Genomic DNA, 19,952 nt, shown 5'->3' on the forward strand with positions numbered 1-19,952 from the left:
TCGTTCGCCGACAAGGAATCCACATGAGCCTCAAGGAACGCATCACCGAAGACATGAAGAGCGCGATGCGCGCCAAGGACAGCGAGCGGCTGTCCACCATCCGCATGCTGCTGGCTGCCGTCAAGCAGAAAGAAGTCGACGAGCGCATCGAAGTGGATGACGTCACTCTGGTGGCCATCGTCGACAAGCTGATCAAGCAACGCAAGGATGCCATCACCCAGTTCGCCGCTGCCGGGCGTGACGACCTCGTCGCCAAGGAGAGCGCCGAAGTCCAGGTGCTCGAAGCCTACCTGCCGCAGCGGCTGCGTGCCGACGAAGTGGCTGCAGAAGTGAAGCTCCTCGTCGCAGAGTTGGGTGCCAGCGGACCGGCCGACATGGGCAAGGTGATGGCCGCAGCCAAAGCCAAGCTCGTCGGCAAGGCCGAGATGGCTGTCGTCTCTGCAGCGGTCAAGGCCGCACTGACGAACTGAGACCCCTCCCCGCGCGAGGACACGACGCCACAAGGCCTCGCACGAGGAAAAAAAACTAGCTGACGCCTCAGGGCATCCATCAGCCAGCGGTCAGTTTGGACGCCTATAGTGCCGCGCCCGCCCCCACAGCATGCAAGCGATGGGGGATTCACGTACTCGAACGGACCGACGCACTTCTAGAATGCCGCGTCCGCAGCCAGCCGCCGGGACGCGCGCGCCATCAGGCCCTAGACCGCGTCAACACCACATAGAGACAAGAGGATTCCGTGCAAGCCCTGTTAGCCCTCTCGAAAGCCATCGACCGCATCGGCGAGTTGGTGGGATCCCTGATCCGTTGGCTGGTGCTGGCTGCAGTGCTGATCAGCGCCGGCAATGCCATTGTTCGCAAGGCCTTCGACATCAGCTCCAATGCCTACCTGGAGATCCAGTGGTATCTCTTCGCGGCAGTCTTCATGCTTGGCGCCGGCTATGTCTTTCTGAAGAATGCGCACGTGCGCATCGACTTCATCTCCTCGCGGCTTTCGGTGCGCACCAACACCATCATCGACATCTTCGGCATCGTGCTGATCGTGTTTCCGCTGTGCTGGCTGATGGTCGATCTGGGCTGGCCGCTGTTCCATCGCGCCTGGGTCTCTGGCGAAGTCAGCTCGAATGCCGGCGGTCTGATCCGCTGGCCGGTGCTGCTGCTGCTGCCTTTGGGTTTCGCGCTGCTGGCACTGCAAAGCATCTCTGAACTGATCAAGCGCGTCGCCTATCTGACCGGTCATCGCAGCGAGCCCTTCCCGCTCGAACACGAAAAGACCGCCGAGGAAAAACTGGTCGAGGAATTGCAGGCTCAGGCCGCAGCCGAGCAAGCAGCCCAAACCAAGCCCGCCCGCTGAGAGCCCCAGATGACCGCCTTTATCGCCCAGAATTTCGTACCGCTGCTATTTGCCGGTCTACTCGTCCTTCTGCTGCTCGGCATCCCGGTCGCTTTCGGCCTGGCCGCGACTGGACTGCTGTTCGGCGTCATCGGCATCGAGGTCGGACTGTTCCCGGCCAATATGTTCGGTGCCCTGCCCTTGCGTGTGTTCAACATCATGTCGAACGACACCTTGCTGGCGATTCCCTTCTTCACGCTGATGGGCATCATCCTTGAGAGATCAGGGATGGCCGAGGACCTGCTGGAAACCGTCGGCCAGGTGTTCGGACCGCTGCGCGGCGGCCTCGCGATCGCGGTGATCCTGGTTGGCGCTCTGCTCGCCGCCACCACCGGCGTGGTCGCTGCCGCTGTGATCTCGATGGGTCTGATCTCGCTGCCCATCATGCTGCGCTATGGCTACAACCGCACCATCGCGACAGGAGCCATCACCGCTTCCGGCACACTGGCGCAGGCGATCCCGCCATCGTTGGTGCTGATCGTGCTGGCGGACCAGCTGGGCCGCTCGGTGGGTGATATGTATGCCGGCGCCTTGCTGCCGGGTCTGCTACTGGTCGGTCTGTACCTGGCCTTCATCGTCGCTGTCGCGATCATCAAGCCTGACTGGGTGCCGGCACTCCCCGAGGAAGCGCGCATCTACCGCGAAAGCAGCGGCGCCAGTGGCCACAAGTCGCTGCTGGTGTTGATGCTGATCGCAGGCGCTGCAGGCTGGATCTGGTCGACCGTTCACGACAGCGTCTTCAAGCAGCTCATCGAGCGCCCCAACGCCGCGCCGGGAGACGAGATCTTCATCATGTCGATGACGGTCGCTTCCTTCCTGGCGCTGGGTCTGGCCACGATCAACAAGCTCACCGGCATGGGCCTGCTGTCCAAGCTGGCTGAACGCGTCACCTTTGTGCTGATCCCGCCGCTGGTGCTGATCTTCCTGGTGCTGGGCACGATCTTCCTGGGCGTCGCGACGCCCACGGAAGGCGGCGCGATGGGCGCGGTCGGCGCGCTGCTGATGGCGCTCGCGCGGCGCCGCATGCCCTTGAAGCAGTTGACCCAGGCGCTCGACAGCACCGCACGGCTGTCCTGCTTCGTGCTCTTCATCCTGATCGGCTCGACCGTCTTCAGCTTCACCTTCAATGCCGCAGACGGCCACTTCTGGGTGGAGAACCTGTTCAAATCGCTGCCCGGCGGCGCGCTGGGTTTCCTGATCGTCGTGAACACGCTGATCTTCATCCTTGGCATGTTCATCGACTTCTTCGAGATCGCCTTCATCGTGATCCCGATGCTGGCCCCGGTGGCCGAGAAGCTGCTGCCTGCCCTGCTGCCCGGCGTGCCCGTCGACGCAGTGATGATCTGGTTCGGCGTCATCGTGGCGATGAACCTGCAGACCTCCTTCCTGACGCCGCCCTTCGGCTTCGCGCTGTTCTATCTGCGCAGCGTCGCGCCGAAGAAGGACTACAAGGACCGCATCACCGGCAAGACGATTCCCGCCGTCACCACCGCGCAGATCTACAAGGGTTCAATCGCCTTCATCATCCTGCAGGTGATCATGGTGGCGGTGATCATCGCCAAGCCGGACCTGGTGATCGGCGGCATTGCACAGACGCAGAAGCTCGACGACGCGGCAGTGCTTGAGCAATTGCAGGGGCTGGGCGGCCGCGACGAGCACAGCGACGAGGCCCAGCCGGCAGCCGACGCCGCCAGCGACCCGCTGGCTGCTCCGGCCGCACCGGCGCCGGCAGCCAGCGAGTTCGACCCGATGGCCGGCCTGCTCGACGCCGTCAAGAAGGACGAGGCAGCGAAGAAGTAAGCGCCGGGCGCATCCCGCCCCAAAAGAAACGGCCCCGCGTTGCGGGGCCGTTTTATTTGGCGGCCCGCCTGAAGTGCGGGCCGCGGCGGCAAGGGCGCTTACAGGCGCTGCTGCTGCATGAAGTCGTCAAAGCCGGCTTCGGCGAAGCGGAACCAGAGGTTGGAATCGCGACGGAAGGCTGCGTAGTCGTCGTAGATCTTCTTCCAGGCCGGATTCTTGCTGCTCAGATCGGCATAGGTCGCCTGCGACTCCTTGAAGGCCGCATCCAGCATGTCCTTGGGGAAGCGGAACAGCTTGGTGCCACCAGCAACCAGACGCTTGAGCGCCGCGGGATTGCGAGCATCGTAGCGAGCCTGCATCACCGTCGCAGCCTCGAGCGACGCCGCCTCGATCATGGCCTTGTACTCGGAAGACAGCGAGTTGTAGGCCTTGGTGTTGACGTAGAAGTCAAGCTGCGGGCCACCTTCCCAGAAGCCGGGATAGCCATAGAACGGCGCCACCTTGTTGAAGCCCAGCTTCTCGTCGTCGTAAGGACCGACCCACTCGGCCGCATCGATGGTGCCCTTCTCGAGCGCCTGGTAGATCTCGCCGCCCGGAATGCTCTGCGCGACAGCGCCCAGCCGGCCGAAGATCACGCCGCTGAAGCCACCGGTGCGGAACTTCAGACCCTTGATGTCCGCGAGCGACTTGATTTCCTTGCGCCACCAGCCGCCCATCTGGGCGCCGGTGTTGCCGCCGACGAAGTTGATGATGTTGTAGTTCGCGAGGAACTCGCGCATCAGCTTCAGGCCATTGCCCTCGATCATCCATGCGCTCATCTGGCGGCTGTTCAGGCCGAAGGGAATCGCGCAGCCCAGGGCAAACGTCGGGTCCTTGCCGAAGTAGTAATACGGCGCGGTGTGTGCCATCTCGACGGTGCCGTTCTGCAGCGCATCGACCTGACCGAAACCGCCAACCAGTTCGCCCGACGGATGGACCGAGATCTGGAACTTGCCGCCGCTCATGTCATGGATGGACTTGGCGAAGGTATCGGCAGCACCGAAGATGGTGTCCAGCGCCTTGGGAAAGGCGGAAGTCAGGCGCCAGCGGATGGTGGCCTGAGCGTGCACGGCCGGTGCGACACCGGCAGCAAGCACGCCAGCCAAGCCGGCTTGGCGAACGAAGGAACGACGTTCCATGGAGGGTCTCCTTGTTGGTTGAGGGTACGGTGGCCCGCGCGATTCTAGGAGTCGCGTTTGCCGGTGCCTGACGGGAAAAACCCGCGCGATCTTGCGTCGGCCTGCTCCCGGCAAGGCAGGGCCGCAAGCCTAGCAAAGGCAGGCGCGAAATGGCTTGCACGACGCTGACAACAGGGCCAATTGCGCCCAACTGAGCGGCCCCAGCCGCGCCGCACTTAGCTGCCGGCCAGCTTCATGCGCGCGATCAGCACCGAGCCCACGGTCTTGGTGCCCATCGTGTAGGCGTCGGTGCCAATGCCGACGATGTCCTGGAACATCTGGCGCAGATTGCCGGCGATGGTCACCTCGTGCACCGGATAGGCGATCTCGCCGTTCTCGACCCAGTAGCCGCTGGCGCCACGTGAGTAGTCGCCGGTGACGTAGTTGACGCCCTGGCCCATCAGCTCGGTGACGAAGAGGCCACGGCCCAGGCGGCGCAGCATGGTCTTCAGATCGTCGCCTGGCGCGGTGAGGCGGCTCGTCATGCGCAGGTTGTGCGAACCGCCGGCGTGGCCGGTGGTGCGCATGCCCAGCTTGCGCGCCGAATAGGTGGACAGGAAATAGCCCTGCAGCACGCCGGCCTCAACCACGCTGCGCGGCCGTGTGACCACGCCCTCGTCGTCGAAGGGTGCACTGCCCTTGCCCTTGCGCTCGTGCGGATCCTCGTTCACGTCGATGTGAGAAGCCAGCACCGGCGTGCCCAGGCTGTCGACCAGGAAGCTGGCGCGACGGTACAGCGCGCCACCGCTGGTGGCCTGCACCAGCGAACCGAGCAGGCCGGCGGCCAGCGTGTTCTCGAACAGCACCGGCACCTCGGCCGTCGGCACCTTGCGGCCCTTCAGGCGCGACAGCGCCCGCTCCGCCGCATAGCGACCCACCGCCTCCGGCGAGGCCAGATCGGCCGCATCGCGCATCGAGCTGTACCAGGCGTCACGCTGCATGTCGGCGCCGCGCCCGGCGATGGGCGCCACGGAGATCGAGTGGCGCGAGCTGGCATAGCCGCCGCGGAAGCCGCGGCTGTTGCCGGCGAAGAAGTGCGACTGCTGCGCCGAGACGGCGCCGCCTTCGGAATTGGTGATGCGACGGTCGGTGGCGAATGCCGCGTCCTCGCAGCGCATCGCCAGCTGCGCCGCCTGCTCGGCATCGACGGCCCAGGGGTGGAAGAGGTCGAGCTCGGGCCGCGCCGAGGCATCGAGCGACAGGTCCTCGACATCGGGCAGGCCGGCCACCGGGTCCTCGGCGGTGAAGCGCGCGATATCGAAGGCGGCGCGCACCGTGTCCTTCAGCGCCTGCGCCGAGAAGTCCGAGGTGCTGGCATTGCCGCGGCGCTGGCCCACGTAGACCGAGATGCCCAGCGACTTGTCGCGGTTGCGCTCGACGTTCTCCAGCTTGCCGCGGCGCACCGAGACCGACAGGCCGCAACCTTCGGAGACCTCGGCTCCCGCGTCGCTGGCGCCGAGGCGCCTAGCCTCGGCGAGCACCTCCTCCACCAGCTCGCGGAAGCGCTCCTGGCTGTAGGCGAAACCGTTGCTGCCGGCTTCGGCATGGGGGGCGGAGGACGAAGACAGAGTCATGGAATCGGCAGGCCTGATGGCCGGAATACGGATGTGGGCGACAATCATACGGGCCGCGCGATGCCCCCTGTCGGTAGTGCGCGCCGCCCTTCAGAACCAGCGATGAACCATCAGCACGACTTCCAAGACGAAGGCGAGGACGACGTCTTCGACCGCCCCAGCAAGAGCCAGAAGAAGCGCGACATGCACGAGCTGCAGTCGCTCGGCGAGGATCTGCTCACCCTGCCCTGGGATCGCATCGAGCCCCTGGGCCTGCCCGAAATATTGATGGACGCGCTGCGCGCGGCCAAGAAGATCACCGCCCATGAAGGCCGGCGCCGGCAGATGCAGTACATCGGCAAGCTGATGCGCCAGGTCGATGCGGAGCCGGTGCGCGAGGCGGTGGCCGCCTTCAAGCTGGGCCATGCCAAGGACAGCCTGGCGCTGCACGAGAGCGAACGCTGGCGCGCCGAGCTGATCGCGGGCGACGAGGCGCTGCAGCGCTTCATCGCCGAGCATGCGGGCTGCGACGTGCAGCAGCTGCGCAGCCTGGTGCGTGCCGCGCGCAAGGATGCCGCCGGCGCACCCGAGCAGCGCAATGGCCGCGCCTTCCGCGAGCTGTTCCAGTTCATCAAGGCCGAGCAGCTGCGCACGGGGAGCGACGATGAGTGAGCAGGCCTTCGAGCCGGTGCGCATCGGCATCGTCTCGATCAGCGACCGCGCCTCCAGCGGCGTCTACGAAGACAAGGGCCTGCCCGCGCTGCAGGACTGGCTGACGCGCGCGCTGCACAACCCCATCGCCTTCGAGCCGCGCCTGATCCCCGACGAGCGGCCGCTGATCGCGCAGACCCTGCGCGAGCTGGTCGACGAAGCGAGATGCGATCTGGTGCTGACCACCGGTGGCACCGGCCCGGCGCTGCGCGACGTGACACCCGAGGCCACGCTGGACGTCGCCGACAAGGAGATGCCCGGCTTCGGCGAACAGATGCGCCAGATCTCGCTGCGCTTCGTGCCCACCGCGATCCTGTCGCGCCAGGTGGCGGTGATCCGCGGCAAGGCGCTGATCATCAACCTGCCCGGCCAGCCCAAGTCCATCGCCGAGACGCTGGAAGGCCTGAAAGGCCCGAACGGCGAATCCATTGTCAGCGGCATCTTCGCCGCCGTGCCCTACTGCATCGACCTGATCGGCGGCCCTTACCTCGAGACCCGCGAGGAGCTGGTCAAGGCCTTCCGTCCCAAATCGGCCCAGCGCCCCAGCCCTAACAAGACCTGATCAACAAGATGAAGATCCAGAAAGACACCATCGTCACGCTGCAGCTCAAGGTGGCCGATGGCCAGGGGCGCCTGATCGAAGCCTCCAAGGAGCCCGCCGCCGTGCTGATCGGCGGCTACGGCAACACGCTGCCTGCCATCGAGGCGGCGCTGGAAGGCCAGGAGGCCGGATTCCAGGCCACGCTGAACCTCAGCCCCGAGCAGGCCTTCGGCCCGCGCGACGAAAGCCTGCTGCGCAGCATCGACAAGAAGGACTTCCCTCCCGGCGTGAAGGTCGGCGGCCAGCTGGAGATCCGTGACGACGCGAGCGGCGAGTTCAAGCTCTACCACGTCGCCAAGATCAAGGGCCCGCAGGTGCTGCTCGACGGCAACCATCCCCTGGCCGGCATGAGCCTGAAGGTCAGCCTCAAAGTGCTGTCGGTGCGCTCTGCCAGCGCCGAAGAAATCGCCCACGGCCACGCCCACGGCGACCACGGGCATCATCACTGAGCAAGGACCGAGGACAAGCCCTGCGGCTTGTCCGACGCCTTGCGAAGGACTGTCCCTGTCTCGCAGGGACAGGCTGAGCCCACCCGAGGACAAGCCCTTCGGCTTGTCTCAGCCAGCGAAAAGCGGACCGGCTACTTGACCAGCCGGCTCAACTCCGCCGCATCGAACTTCTCGCTCTGCTGCGCATCGACCGGCACACAGTCGCCCACCGGCTGGCTCCCTGCCGCCGAGAGCTTGCATACCGCCTGCCAGAGCAGCGCGATCTGGTGCTCGTGGCCGGCGGCGCTGTCGATCAGGCCCTTCATCGCCTGCGCCACTGGATCGTCGCCCTGGGTGACACCGTAGGCCGAGAAGCCCATGCGCGCCGCTGCTTCCTCGCGCTGCGCATCAAGCTTGGCCTCGATGATGCGCGCGGGGTTGCCCACCGCGGTGGCGCCCGGCGGCACCGGCTTGGTCACCACCGCGCCCGAGCCCACCTTGGCGCCGGCGCCGACGGTGAAGCCACCCAGCACGCAGGCATTGGCACCGATCACCACGCCGCGCTCCAGCGTCGGGTGCCGCTTGGCGCCCTTCACCAGCGAGGTGCCGCCCAGCGTCACGCCCTGGTAGATCGTGCACTCGTCGCCGATCTCGGCCATTTCGCCGATCACCACACCCATGCCGTGATCGATGAAGACACGGCGGCCGATCTTGGCGCCCGGGTGGATCTCGATGCCGGTGAGCCAGCGCGTCAGGTGCGAGATGAAGCGACCCAACCACTTCAGCCCATGCGTCCAGCACCAGTGCGCGCGCCGGTGCAGCACCAGCGCATGCAGCCCCGGATAACACGTCAGCACCTCCCAAGCCGACCGGGCAGCCGGGTCGCGCTCGAGGATGCAGGCGATGTCTTCGTGGAGGCGCTTGAACATGGGTTGAAGGATCTTGTTGTTGGAATTCGTGGGCGAACACTGCAGTGCAGTCTAGCCGTGGCCCTCAGTCCTTGCCCACGCTGGCGGACTTGACCATGGCCCGCGCGATGCCGCGCAGGATGTGCACCTCCTCGGCGGTCAGCTGCGCGCGGTTGAAAAGCTGGTTCAGTCGCGGCATCAGTTTCTTGGGCGAGGCCGGATCCAGATAGCCGATCGCCTCCAGCCCCTGCTGCAGATGCGCGAGCAGCCCCTGCACCGCCTGTGCGTCAGCCAGTCGCGGGTCCGCCGTGCGTGGCTGCACCGCGAAACCGCCCAGGGCCTGCCGCCAGTCGTAGGCCAGCAGCTGCACCGCCTGCGCCAGGTTCAGCGAACCGTAGTCGGGATGGGTGGGAATCGACAGCACCGCATGGCAGCGGTAGACGTCCTCGTTGCTCATGCCATAGCGCTCGGAGCCAAACACCAGTGCCAGCTTGTGCTTCTGCTGCTGCGCCAGTTCGGCGAACAGCGCGCGCGGCTCACGCGTCGGCGGGCCGAAGTCGCGCGGCGTCATCGCGGTGGCACAGGCGAAGGTCACGCCGTCCAGTGCCTGCTCCAGCGTGTCGACGATGCGCGCGCGCGCCAGGATGTCGGCCGCGCCGCTGGCCATCGCCACCGTTTCCTCCTGGCACAGCACATCGGCAAAGCGCGGCTGCACCAGCACCAGTTCGGAGAAGCCCATCACCTTCATCGCGCGCGCGGTGGCACCCACATTGCCGGGGTGGCTGGTCTGGATCAGGACGAAGCGTGTGGAATCCACAGATGGAACAGCGGCCAAGGCGCGCCGGCTCGGCTAAAATCCGCGATTATCGGGGGCCGGCATGGCCGATCAGAGTTCGATGCAGCTCAGCCCCAACGCTCTTTCCCTCCGCCAGCCACCTCATACAGCCTTCACTCACGCAGGGCCGATATCTGCCATGACGCAAGCCGCACTTCATCCCATGCTCAACGTCGCCATCAAGGCGGCACGCGCTGCCGGCGCCATCATCAACCGCGCCTCGCTGGACCTTGACCTGCTGAAGATCAACGCGAAGTCGCCCAACGACTTCGTCACCGAGGTGGACCACGCGGCCGAGGAAGCGATCATCGACACGCTGCTGCAGGCCTATCCCGACCACGGCATCCTGGCCGAGGAGTCGGGCCGCACGCGTGGCAACAAGCATTCCGAGTTCGTCTGGATCATCGATCCGCTGGACGGCACGACCAACTTCATCCACGGCTTCCCGGTCTATGCGGTGTCGATCGCGCTGGCGCACCGCGGCGTGATCCAGCAAGCCGTCGTCTACGACCCCAGCCGCAACGACCTCTTCTACGCGACCAAGGGCCGCGGCGCCTTCCTCAACGACAAGCGCCTGCGCGTCTCCAAGCGCACCCGCATGAGCGACGCGCTGATCGGCACCGGCTTCCCCTTCCGCCGCGGTGACAACTTCAAGCGCTATGTGAAGATGTTCGAGGAGGTGATGACCCAGTGCGCCGGCCTGCGCCGCCCCGGAGCCGCTGCACTCGACCTCTGCTACGTGGCCGCCGGCTACTACGACGCCTTCTTCGAGACCGGCCTGAACCCCTGGGACGTGGCCGCAGGTTCGCTGATCATCACCGAGGCCGGCGGCCTGATCGGTAACTTCACCGGCGAGGCCGACTTCCTGAACCAGCGCGAAGTGGTCGCCGGCAGCCCGAAGATCTACGGTCAGCTGGTGCAGATCCTCGCGCCCTACACCCGCGTGATCAAGGCCGAGGAGGCCGGTGCCGAAGGCGCCGACAACGCCAAGCCGGATGCCGCTGCCGCCGTGGCTGAAGCTGCCGCCAAGGGCGAACCAACCAAGAAGCGCGGCCCGGTGCGCATCAAGAAGGCGGATATCGCCGGCGACGACGCGCCGGTCTGAGCCACGACGCCCGAACGCTTGCTTCAGAGCCCTCTTCGGAGGGCTCTGCTGTTTGCGTCATCGACGACTTGACGTCAGCGCTGACCATCGACGCTGATGGACCTCAGGCCCGCCCGCTCGCGCTGCACGCGGAAACCGGCGAAGGGCTCGAGCCGGCCATCTGCGGCTGCGTTGTAGAGCCCGAGCAAGGTCACATTGCTCTCGCGCCAGCCAACGCCGGCATGGCCGAGCAGCGCCACAAACCAACGGCCGTCCAACTGCAGCGCAAAACGCTGCAGGTCCGCATTGGAAAAGCCCGCGGTGAAGACATCGGCTGTGGATTGCCTCGCCTCTGCCGCAGGAAACTCGGGCGGTGACATCAGATTCACACCGGCGAGCGCGGCCAGCGTAGCCGTATCGGGCCGGTGCGCCGGCTCTGGTGGTTCAAAGCGGCCTGCATGGGCCCGGGATCGGTCGTAACGTTCACCCAAGCTCAAGCCCGCTGCTGCTGCCCGTTCGCAGAAAGCCTGCGTTCCCCGACAGCTCATGCCATCCAGCCGATAGGACTTGCGAAAGGCGACGTGCAAGCTGCAGGCTCGCCCCCACTGCGCACCGTCCCATACCGACACCTGGTATAGCTCGTCATCACTGAGCTGGCTCTCTCCACCATGGACGAGGAACACGGGCCGGCCCATCAGCTCGGCCAGCGAACCCGCCCGCGTCCAGCAGGGATGTGCGTCACCGTCGAGAACCGGCGGCCGTGGCAATTGGCGCCAACGCCCCATCCGATCCAGTTCGACGAACAGCGAGCTCTGGCAGCGCGCCGTGCCCTGGACTGAATACAGATGCACCAGCGACTGCCCAGGCAGCCGCTCGAGGCTGACGGGCGCGCGCGGACCGACCGCCAGTGCATCGCGCAGAGCGGAGTCGGCCAGCAGCGCCTGCTCGATGGAGCCATTCGCCGACCAAGCCGCGCGCCCCCCAGCCAGTTCCTCGGCCAGCCTCAGCCGCTGCCGAATCGGTCCGGGCGGCTTGAGCCAGTCCGCCTCCGGCAGACCACGAACCTCGTCCGCCAAGCGCCTGCACAAGGATGCGTCAGCTGCGTGGACCGACGCACCCGCGAGCAGCAGCGCCGCCAGCAGCAGGCGCCACGCGCCGCGTTTAAAACTGCACATCCTCCGGACCTCCCTGAGCCCTGTTGCGTCAAGCTTAAACTCACGCCTGCACGCAAAGCCCTCGCCCGAGGGCTTTGTTCATGTTGATCGCCCGATGAGCCAGCAGCCCCCACAAGACTTCGCCGACCACACGCCGATGATGCAGCAGTACCTGCGCATCAAGGCCGAGCATCCGGACATCCTGGTCTTCTACCGCATGGGGGACTTCTACGAGGTCTTCTTCGACGATGCGCGCAAGTGCCATGCGCTGCTAGACATCACGCTGACGCAGCGCGGCCAGAGCGCCGGCCAGCCGGTGGTGATGGCCGGGGTGCCGGTGCATGCGCTGGAGAGTTATCTGGCCAAGCTGATCAAGCTGGGCGAGGCGGTGGCGATCGCCGAACAGGTGGGCGATGTGGCCACGGCCAAGGGCCCGGTGGAGCGCAAGGTGGTGCGCGTGGTCACGCCGGGCACGGTTACCGATACCGAGTTGCTGGCCGACAAGCAGGACTCGATCCTGCTGGCCGTCGCGGCGCAGGGCAAGACGCTGGGCCTGGCCTGGCTGTCGCTGACCAAGGGCGAGCTGGGCCTGTCGGAATGCGGCGAGCGCGAGCTGCCCTCCTTCCTGGCCCGCATGAGCCCGGCCGAGGTGCTGGTCGACCGCGAGCGCCAGCCGCAGGCGGTGCTGGCCGCGCGACTGCCGATCACCAACCGGCCGAGCTGGCAGTTCGACACGCAGCTTGGCATGCGCAAGCTCTGCGAGCAGCTGGGCGTCGCCAGCCTGCAGGGTTTCAATGCGCAGGACCTGGGCGCCGCGCACGCCGCGGCGGCTGCGCTCTTGAGCTATGCCGAGCACACGCAGGGCCGCGCGCTGGCGCATGTGAAGAGCCTGCAGGTGCAGCGCAGCTCCGAGCTGCTCGATCTGCCGCCAGCCACGCAGCGCAATCTGGAACTGACGCAGACCCTGCGCGGCGAGAGCTCGCCGACGCTGCTGTCGCTGCTGGACAGCTGCCGCTCCGGCATGGGCAGCCGCATGCTGCGGCACTGGCTGCTGCATCCGAAGCGCGAGCGCAGCGAAGCGCTGGCGCGTCATGCCGCGATCGCCGCGCTGATCGAGGGCGGCTTCGAGCCGCTGCGCGAGGCGCTGCGCCATGTCTCCGATGTGGAGCGCATCGCCGCGCGCATCGCGCTGCGCCAGGCCCGGCCGCGCGAGCTGACCGGCCTGCGCGCCACGCTGCAGAGCCTTCCCGAGCTGTGCCGCACGCTGCCGACAGGGGACAAGGGAAGCGCCCTGATCAACGCACTGGCCGGCAGCCTGACGCCCTCGCCGCATATCGAGGAGCTGCTGCGCCGTGCCATCGCCGAGGAGCCGGCGGTGCTGCTGCGCGACGGCGGCGTGATCGCCGGCGGCTTCGACGAGCAACTCGACGAGCTGCGCGGCATCGCGCAGAACTGCGACGCCTTCCTGCTCGATCTGGAGGCGCGCGAGCGCGCCCGCACCGGCATCGCCAATCTGCGCGTGCAGTACAACAAGGTGCACGGCTTCTACATCGAGGTCACGCAGGGCCAGGTGGACAAGGTGCCGATGGACTACCAGCGCCGCCAGACGCTGAAGAACGCCGAGCGCTACATCACCCCCGAGCTGAAGGCCTTCGAGGACAAGGCACTGTCCGCGCAGGAGCGTTCGCTGGCGCGCGAGAAGCTGCTGTTCGAGATGGTCATCGACCAGCTGGTCGAAGAGCTGCCGGCGCTGACCGCGCTGGGCCGCGCGCTGGCCAGCCTGGATGCGCTGGCCGCGCTGGCCGAGCGCGCCGCAACGCTGAACTGGTGCCAGCCCGAGTTCGTCAACCAGCCGGCGATCGACATCGCGGCCGGCCGCCATCCGGTGGTCGAGGCGCGGCTGCGCGAGACCGGTGCCGGCGAGTTCATGGCCAATGACTGCCGGCTCGATGCGCGCACGCGCATGCTGGTGATCACCGGCCCGAACATGGGCGGCAAGAGCACCTTCATGCGCCAGGTGGCGCTGATCTGCCTGCTCGCGGCGATCGGCTCCTATGTGCCGGCGACGAGCTGCCGGCTCGGGCCCATGGACGCGATCCACACCCGCATCGGCGCGGCGGACGACCTGGCCAATGCGCAGTCCACCTTCATGCTGGAGATGACCGAGGCCGCCGCCATCCTGCACAGCGCCAGCGAGCAGTCACTGGTGCTGATGGACGAGATCGGGCGCGGCACCTCGACCTTCGACGGCCTGGCGCTGGCCGGCGCCATCGCCAGCCATCTGCACGACAGGACGCGCGCCTTCACGCTGTTTGCCACGCACTATTTCGAGCTGACCGAATTCCCTGCCAGGCATGCGCAGGCGCTGAACTGCCATGTCGCCGCAGTGGAGAGCGGTGAGGACATCGTCTTCCTGCACGAGATCCAGCCCGGCCCGGCCAGCCGCAGCTATGGCGTGCAGGTGGCGCGCCTGGCCGGCATGCCGACCAGCCTGGTGCGCCAGGCGCGCGCCACGCTTGAGGCGCTGGAGAGCAAAGCAAGCGAGAGCCAGGCGCAGATCGACCTCTTCGCCGCGCCGCCTGAGCCTGAGCCCACGGCCGAAGCGGCCGCCACTGTCACTGCCGAGACCGCAGCGTTGCTCAAGGCGCTGCATGATCTGGACCCCGACGCGCTGAGCCCGCGCGAGGCGCTGGACGCGCTGTACCGACTGAAGACCCTGAGCACCAAGACATGAGCCCCACCGCGACGCCGCTGCCAAAGACCCTGGTGTTCTCGCATGCCAACGGCTTCGGCGCCGGCTGCTACCGCGTGCTGTTCGAGATCTGGCGCGCCGCCGGCTGGGAGGTCTTCGCGCTACCGCAATACGGCCACAACCCTGCCTACCCGGTGACGAGCAACTGGCCGCACACGCGCGACGAGCTGATCCACTTCATCGAGCGCGAGGTGCAGCCGCGCATGGCCCGCCCGGGGCCGGTGATGCTGGCCGGCCATTCGCTGGGCGGCATCCTCAGCCTGCTTGCCGCGACGCGCCGGCCCGATCTGGCGCAGGGCGTGGTGATGCTCGATTCACCCATCGTCAGCGGCTGGCGCGCGCAGAGCATCCGCGTCGCCAAGGCCACCCGGCTGATCGAGCGCATCTCGCCGGGCAAGGTCTCACGCCAGCGCCGCCACGAATGGCCCTCGCGCGAGGCGGTGCATGCGCATTTCGCCGAGAAGCACAAGTTCGCGCGCTGGGATCCACGCGTGCTGGCGGACTATGTAGCCAGCGGCTTCGAAGAGCGCAGCGACGGCAAGACGCACATGCTGTTCCGCCGCGAAATCGAGACCAAGTTCTACAACACCCTGCCCCACCATCTGGACCGGCTGCTGGCGCGTCGCCCGCTGCGCTGCCCGGTCGCCTTCGTCGGCGCCACACAGTCCGAGGAGCTTCGCCAGGCCGGCGCGGCAGCGTCCAAGGCGCTGGCGCGCAAGCATTTCGTCTGGTTCGAGGGCAGCCACCTCTTCCCCTTCGAGCGGCCGGAAGACACCGCCGCGCTGGTGCTGCAACTGCTGCAAGCCCTGAGGGCCGAGCACGGGGTGGTCTGAAGCGCATCGCTATAATCGCGCTTTACCACCACAGCGTTCCTGCATCGGGGGCGCTGCAAGACATGACCAAGTACGTCTTCGTCACCGGCGGCGTGGTGTCCTCACTCGGCAAGGGCATCGCTTCGGCCTCTCTGGCTGCCATCCTCGAATCGCGCGGCCTCAAAGTCACCCTCATCAAGCTGGACCCGTACATCAACGTGGATCCGGGCACGATGTCGCCCTTCCAGCACGGCGAGGTCTTCGTCACCGACGACGGCGCTGAAACCGACCTGGACCTCGGCCACTACGAACGCTTCATCACCACGCGGATGAAGCGCAGCAACAACTTCACCACCGGCCAGATCTACAAGTCGGTGCTGGAGAAGGAGCGGCGCGGCGACTACCTGGGCAAGACGGTGCAGGTGATCCCGCACATCACCAACGAGATCCAGGACTTCATCAAGCGCGGCGCCGGCGCCGGCACGCCTGACGCAGTCGATGTGGCCATCGTCGAGATCGGCGGCACCGTGGGCGACATCGAGTCGCTGCCCTTCCTGGAAGCGGTGCGCCAGATGAGCCTGAAGCTCGGCCCGACCAACACCGCCTTTGTGCACCTGACCTATGTGCCGTGGATCGCCGCGGCCGGCGAGCTCAAGACCAAGCCGACGCAGCACACGGTGCAGAAGCTGCGCGAGATCGGCATCCAGCCTGACGCGCTGCTGTGCCGCGCCGACCGCCGCATCCCGGACGACGAGCGCGAGAAGATCTCGCTGTTCACCAATGTCCCCGAGTACGGCGTGATTTCGATGTGGGACGTGAACACCATCTACAAGGTGCCGCGCGTGCTGCATGAGCAGGGCCTGGATCAGCTGATCTGCACCAAGCTGCAGCTCAACACCAAGAGCACCGACCTGAAGCGCTGGGACACCCTGGTGCACGAGGTCGAGAACCCGGCCAAGCAGGTCACCATCGCGATGTGCGGCAAGTACACCGACCTGAGCGACTCCTACAAGTCGCTCAACGAGGCGCTGCGCCACGCCGGCATTCACAACCACGCCGGCGTGAAGATCGAGTACGTCGATTCCGAGATGCTGACCCAGGACAACGTCGAGCAGCTGGCGCAGTTCGACGCCATCCTGGTACCCGGCGGCTTCGGCAAGCGCGGCGTCGAGGGCAAGATCCTCGCCGCCCAGTACGCCCGCGAGCACAAGCTGCCCTACCTGGGCATCTGCCTGGGCATGCAGGTCGCCACCATCGAGTACGCCCGCCACATGGCCGGGCTGGAAGGCGCGAACTCCACCGAGTTCGACCCCGAGACCAAGCATCCGGTGATCGCGCTGATCGACGAGTGGCAGGACGCCGACGGTTCGATCCAGAAGCGCGACGCGAACTCGGACCTCGGCGGCACGATGCGCTTGGGCGCGCAGAGCTCGGACGTCAAGCCCGGCACGCTGGCCTATGACATCTACGGTCCGGTGGTCACCGAGCGTCACCGCCACCGCTACGAGGCCAACGAGCATTACCTGGACCGCCTGCAGCAGGCCGGCCTGGTGATCTCGGCCATCACGCAGCGCGAGAAGCTCACCGAGATCGTCGAGCTGCCGCGCGAGGTGCATCCCTGGTTCGTCGGCGTGCAGTTCCACCCGGAATTCAAGTCCACGCCCTGGGACGGCCACCCGCTGTTCATTGCCTTCATCAAGGCAGCGCTGGATCACAAACAGGCCTGAGAGGAAGTCTTTGCCCATGAAGCTGTGCAATTTTGAGGTCGGCATCGACCGCCCCTTCTTCCTGATCGCCGGCACCTGCTCGATCGAGGGTCTGGAGATGTCGCTGGAAGTTGCGGGCCAGCTCAAGGAAGCCTGCACGGCGCTGGGCATCCCGCTGATCTACAAGGGCTCTTTCGACAAGGCCAACCGCTCCTCCGGCAGCAGCAAGCGCGGTGTGGGCATGGCCGCTGGCCTGAAGATCCTCGACGAGGTGCGCCGCCAGCTGCAGCTGCCCATCATCACCGACGTGCACGATGAGTCGCAGGTCGCCGAGGTCGCCAGCGTGGTCGACGTGCTGCAAACGCCGGCATTCCTGTGCCGCCAGACGGATTTCATCCGCGCGGTGGCCAAGTCGGGCAAGCCGGTCAATATCAAGAAGGGCCAGTTCCTCGCGCCCTGGGACATGAAGAATGTCATCGACAAGGCACGCGAGGCCGCGCGCGAAGCGGGCCTGTCGGAAGACCGCTTCCTGGCCTGCGAGCGCGGCGTCAGCTTCGGCTACAACAATCTGGTGGCCGATATGTGCAGCCTAGCCGAGATGCGCAAGTCCGGCGCGCCGGTGGTGTTCGACGTGACCCACTCGGTGCAGAAGCCCGGCGGTCAGGGCACGACCAGCGGCGGTGCCCGCGAGATGGTGCCGGTGCTGGCCCGTGCCGGCGTGGGCGCCGGCGTGGCGGGTCTGTTCATGGAAACCCACCCGCGTCCGGCCGAGGCCTGGTCCGACGGCCCCAATGCCGTGCCGCTCAAGCACATGAAGGCACTGCTCACGCAGTTGGTGGCACTGGACCGCGTGGTCAAGTCCCAGCCGCTGCTCGAGAACGACTTCAACGCCTGAGTTGAAGTCATTTCGCCAGAACGACTTCGCCGGCTGAACCCCACACTGAAGACCCCGCAGACCATGGCCGCCTACATCATTGCCGACGTCACCGTCACCGATCCCGAGCAGATGGCCAAGTACCGCGAATGGTCCACCAAGGCCATGCAGGAGCATGGCGCCGAGGTGCTGGTGCGTGGCGGCGAGTTCGAGGTGCTGGAAGGCCCCTGGACGCCCAGCCGCCTGGTGCTGCTGAAGTTCCGCGACCGCGCGCACGCCAAGGCCTTCTATGAATCGCAGACCTACCAGCACGCCAAGTCGCTGCGCGAGAACGCCGGCGTGATGCGCATGGTGGTCGTGGACGGTGTCTAGCCGCGTCGCCAGCCAACGCAAAGAATTCCCAACCTTTCGGAGACCCAAGAATGAGTGCCATTGTTGACATCGTCGGCCGCGAGATCCTCGACAGCCGCGGCAACCCCACCGTCGAGTGCGACGTGCTGCTGGAGTCCGGCGTGATGGGCCGCGCCGCCGTGCCGAGCGGCGCTTCCACCGGCTCGCGCGAAGCCATCGAGCTGCGCGACGGCGACAAGGGCCGCTACCTGGGCAAGGGCGTGCTGAAGGCCGTCGAGCACGTCAACACCGAGATCTCCGAGGCCGTGTTGGGCCTGGACGCGTCCGAGCAGGCTTTCCTGGACAAGACCCTGATCGACCTGGACGGCACCGAGAACAAGAGCCGCCTGGGCGCCAACGCGATGCTGGCCGTCTCGATGGCCGTGGCCCGCGCCGCCGCAGAAGAAAGCGGCCTGCCGCTGTACCGCTATTTCGGCGGCATGGGCGGCGTGCAGCTGCCGGTGCCGATGATGAACGTCATCAACGGCGGTGCCCACGCGAACAACTCGCTGGACCTGCAAGAGCTGATGATCGTGCCCGTGGGCGCGAGCAGCTTCCGCGAAGCGCTGCGCTGGGGCGCCGAGGTCTTCCACGCGCTGAAGAAGATCCTGCACGACAAGGGCATCTCCACCGCCGTCGGCGACGAAGGCGGCTTCGCCCCCAGCGTCGAGAGCCACGAGGCCGCGCTGCAGATGCTACTGGAAGCCATCGACAAGGCCGGCTACACCGCCGGCGAGCAGATCGCGCTGGCGCTGGACTGCGCCGCCAGCGAGTTCTACAAGGACGGCAAGTACGTGCTCGAGGGCGAAGGCGGCATGCAGCTGACCGCCTCCGAGTGGACCGACATGCTGGCCACCTGGTGCGACAAGTACCCGATCATCTCGATCGAAGACGGCATGGCCGAGGGCGACTGGGACGGCTGGAAGATCCTCACCGATCGTCTGGGCAAGAAGGTGCAGCTGGTCGGCGACGACCTGTTCGTCACCAACACCAAGATCCTGAAGGAAGGCATCGAGAAGGGCATCGCCAACTCCATCCTCATCAAGATCAACCAGATCGGCACGCTGACCGAGACCTTCGCCGCCATCGAGATGGCCAAGCGCGCGGGCTACACCGCGGTGATCTCGCACCGTTCTGGCGAGACCGAGGACTCGACCATCGCCGACATCGCCGTGGGCCTGAACGCCGGCCAGATCAAGACCGGTTCGCTGAGCCGCTCGGACCGCATGGCCAAGTACAACCAGCTGCTGCGCATCGAGGAAGACCTCGGTGACATCGCCGTCTACCCGGGCCGCGCTGCGTTCTACAACCTCCGTTGACGCCCCTCCCCCTGCTCGCTTCGCTCGCCCCCTCAAGGGGGCACGCCCGCAGGCCCGGCAAAGCCGGATCCTCGGGCGTCGCGCGGTCAATGCCGTTCGTGGTGAATAGCCGGAGAGCATCCATTCGGACCGCCGCTACACTCCAAGCGTGAGAGTCCTCAGCCTGATCCTGACCGCCTTCCTGGTCGTCATCCAAGCCCAGCTCTGGTTCGGCAAGGGCGGTTTCGCCCGTGTCGTGCAGCTGCGTGGCGAGGTCTCCGCGCAGCAGGCTGCCAACGAGCAGGCGCGCGCGCGCAATGCGCAGCTCAGCGCCGAGCTGCGCGACCTGCGCGAGGGCCTGGAGATGGTCGAAGAGAAGGCGCGGCTCGAACTGGGCTTGGTCAAACCCGACGAGATCTTCGTGCAGCTGCGACGCTGA

Annotated in this window: 19 protein-coding genes; 14 read left to right on the plus strand and 5 right to left on the minus strand. The window is 66.6% G+C overall.

Annotation, left to right across the window (positions count from 1 at the left end):
* The first annotated feature begins 23 nt into the window (after window positions 1-23).
* From AC2EBS_RS05235 to AC2EBS_RS05245, 3 genes are all read left to right on the plus strand, one after another.
* Entirely contained in the window at window positions 24-470 is a 447-nt protein-coding gene (locus tag AC2EBS_RS05235) for a GatB/YqeY domain-containing protein (protein WP_484727302.1), read from the plus strand.
* Between the two features lie 266 nt (window positions 471-736).
* Window positions 737-1,351, plus strand: a complete 615-nt coding sequence (locus AC2EBS_RS05240; RefSeq protein WP_484727303.1) for a TRAP transporter small permease subunit — start codon at window positions 737-739, stop codon at window positions 1,349-1,351.
* Window positions 1,352-1,360: 9 nt separating this feature from the next.
* Complete coding sequence (locus AC2EBS_RS05245; protein ID WP_484727304.1) at window positions 1,361-3,190, plus strand: TRAP transporter large permease; 1,830 nt, start codon at window positions 1,361-1,363, stop codon at window positions 3,188-3,190.
* Between the two features lie 98 nt (window positions 3,191-3,288).
* On the opposite strand, the gene AC2EBS_RS05250 is transcribed toward AC2EBS_RS05245, so the two are convergent.
* Together AC2EBS_RS05250 and pmbA are read right to left on the minus strand one after the other, a co-directional pair.
* Window positions 3,289-4,368 carry a TRAP transporter substrate-binding protein gene (locus AC2EBS_RS05250; RefSeq protein WP_484727305.1) on the minus strand — a complete coding sequence of 360 codons (1,080 nt, stop codon included), beginning with the start codon at window positions 4,366-4,368 and terminating at the stop codon, window positions 3,289-3,291.
* Between the two features lie 215 nt (window positions 4,369-4,583).
* On the minus strand, window positions 4,584-5,981 hold the full coding sequence (gene pmbA / locus AC2EBS_RS05255; protein WP_484727306.1) for a metalloprotease PmbA: 1,398 nt from the start codon (window positions 5,979-5,981) through the stop codon (window positions 4,584-4,586).
* 102 nt (window positions 5,982-6,083) lie between these two features.
* Here pmbA and yjgA point away from each other — a divergent pair, with 102 nt between their 5' ends.
* From yjgA to AC2EBS_RS05270, 3 genes are read left to right on the plus strand one after another with little or no spacing between them, the layout of a single operon-like run.
* Window positions 6,084-6,632: a ribosome biogenesis factor YjgA gene (yjgA, locus tag AC2EBS_RS05260; RefSeq protein ID WP_484727307.1), complete on the plus strand. Its 549-nt coding sequence runs from the start codon at window positions 6,084-6,086 to the stop codon at window positions 6,630-6,632.
* Complete coding sequence (gene mog, locus AC2EBS_RS05265; protein WP_484727308.1) at window positions 6,625-7,233, plus strand: molybdopterin adenylyltransferase; 609 nt, start codon at window positions 6,625-6,627, stop codon at window positions 7,231-7,233. The genes yjgA and mog overlap by 8 nt, the downstream gene beginning before the upstream one ends.
* A gap of 8 nt (window positions 7,234-7,241) precedes the next feature.
* Window positions 7,242-7,721, plus strand: coding sequence for an FKBP-type peptidyl-prolyl cis-trans isomerase (locus AC2EBS_RS05270; RefSeq protein WP_484727309.1), 480 nt, complete (start codon window positions 7,242-7,244; stop codon window positions 7,719-7,721).
* A 131-nt stretch (window positions 7,722-7,852) separates the two neighbouring features.
* Here AC2EBS_RS05270 and cysE read toward each other — a convergent pair whose 3' ends face one another.
* Both cysE and AC2EBS_RS05280 read right to left on the minus strand, forming a co-directional pair.
* A complete protein-coding gene (gene cysE / locus AC2EBS_RS05275) occupies window positions 7,853-8,629 on the minus strand; it encodes a serine O-acetyltransferase (RefSeq protein ID WP_484727310.1) in 777 nt (258 codons plus the stop codon).
* Window positions 8,630-8,693: 64 nt separating this feature from the next.
* On the minus strand, window positions 8,694-9,425 hold the full coding sequence (locus tag AC2EBS_RS05280) for an RNA methyltransferase (protein WP_484727311.1): 732 nt from the start codon (window positions 9,423-9,425) through the stop codon (window positions 8,694-8,696).
* A 157-nt stretch (window positions 9,426-9,582) separates the two neighbouring features.
* Here AC2EBS_RS05280 and AC2EBS_RS05285 point away from each other — a divergent pair, with 157 nt between their 5' ends.
* Complete coding sequence (locus tag AC2EBS_RS05285) at window positions 9,583-10,548, plus strand: inositol monophosphatase family protein (RefSeq protein WP_484727312.1); 966 nt, start codon at window positions 9,583-9,585, stop codon at window positions 10,546-10,548.
* A 74-nt stretch (window positions 10,549-10,622) separates the two neighbouring features.
* Here AC2EBS_RS05285 and AC2EBS_RS05290 read toward each other — a convergent pair whose 3' ends face one another.
* The gene (locus tag AC2EBS_RS05290; protein ID WP_484727313.1) at window positions 10,623-11,702 is read right to left on the minus strand and encodes a hypothetical protein; all 1,080 of its coding nucleotides are present in this window, start codon (window positions 11,700-11,702) and stop codon (window positions 10,623-10,625) included.
* Between the two features lie 94 nt (window positions 11,703-11,796).
* Between AC2EBS_RS05290 and mutS the strand changes: the two genes are divergently transcribed.
* The 7 genes from mutS to ftsB all read left to right on the plus strand — a co-directional run bounded on the left by mutS (window position 11,797) and on the right by ftsB (window position 19,952).
* Window positions 11,797-14,415, plus strand: a complete 2,619-nt coding sequence (gene mutS / locus AC2EBS_RS05295; RefSeq protein WP_484727314.1) for a DNA mismatch repair protein MutS — start codon at window positions 11,797-11,799, stop codon at window positions 14,413-14,415.
* Window positions 14,412-15,266 carry an alpha/beta hydrolase gene (locus AC2EBS_RS05300; protein WP_484727315.1) on the plus strand — a complete coding sequence of 285 codons (855 nt, stop codon included), beginning with the start codon at window positions 14,412-14,414 and terminating at the stop codon, window positions 15,264-15,266. Before mutS ends, AC2EBS_RS05300 begins: the two co-directional genes overlap by 4 nt.
* A 62-nt stretch (window positions 15,267-15,328) precedes the next feature.
* Entirely contained in the window at window positions 15,329-16,972 is a 1,644-nt protein-coding gene (gene pyrG / locus AC2EBS_RS05305) for a CTP synthase (protein WP_484727316.1), read from the plus strand.
* A 16-nt stretch (window positions 16,973-16,988) separates the two neighbouring features.
* Window positions 16,989-17,846, plus strand: a complete 858-nt coding sequence (gene kdsA / locus AC2EBS_RS05310; RefSeq protein ID WP_484727317.1) for a 3-deoxy-8-phosphooctulonate synthase — start codon at window positions 16,989-16,991, stop codon at window positions 17,844-17,846.
* 63 nt (window positions 17,847-17,909) lie between these two features.
* A complete protein-coding gene (locus AC2EBS_RS05315) occupies window positions 17,910-18,197 on the plus strand; it encodes a DUF1330 domain-containing protein (protein WP_484727318.1) in 288 nt (95 codons plus the stop codon).
* Window positions 18,198-18,247: 50 nt separating this feature from the next.
* On the plus strand, window positions 18,248-19,534 hold the full coding sequence (gene eno, locus AC2EBS_RS05320; RefSeq protein ID WP_484727319.1) for a phosphopyruvate hydratase: 1,287 nt from the start codon (window positions 18,248-18,250) through the stop codon (window positions 19,532-19,534).
* A 148-nt stretch (window positions 19,535-19,682) separates the two neighbouring features.
* Window positions 19,683-19,952 carry a cell division protein FtsB gene (ftsB, locus tag AC2EBS_RS05325; protein WP_484727320.1) on the plus strand — a complete coding sequence of 90 codons (270 nt, stop codon included), beginning with the start codon at window positions 19,683-19,685 and terminating at the stop codon, window positions 19,950-19,952.

This window comes from Roseateles sp. T103 (assembly GCF_057219915.1).